We start from the raw sequence: 255 nt of genomic DNA on the forward strand, positions 1-255 counted from the left end.
ACCACACCTCGACGTCGGCGTCGGGATAGGTCTGCTGAAGGTGCTCGACGTTCTCCTGAAGTTTTTTTTTCCAAGCGTCCTGAGCGTCGAGGTCGGCGTCTTGATGCTGAGGCCGGGGTACCCGCAGACGCCATCCTAGCTGGCGCAGGTAGACCCAGCCTTGGGCTCTTCCCAGCTTTTGGTGATGCTTAATGCCGTTCCTCTGGGTTTGTTCTACACCGCCATGATGAATCGCTTGGCGAGGAGATCCAAGCC

Annotated in this window: 1 protein-coding gene; it reads right to left on the bottom strand. The window is 58.0% G+C overall.

Annotation, left to right across the window (positions count from 1 at the left end; translation table 11 throughout):
- A partial coding sequence (locus JUJ53_RS14145) for a winged helix-turn-helix domain-containing protein (RefSeq protein WP_204152679.1) occupies positions 1-255 on the bottom strand: 255 nt, incomplete at both ends.

The organism is Leptolyngbya sp. CCY15150, assembly GCF_016888135.1.
Taxonomy (GTDB): domain Bacteria; phylum Cyanobacteriota; class Cyanobacteriia; order RECH01; family RECH01; genus RECH01.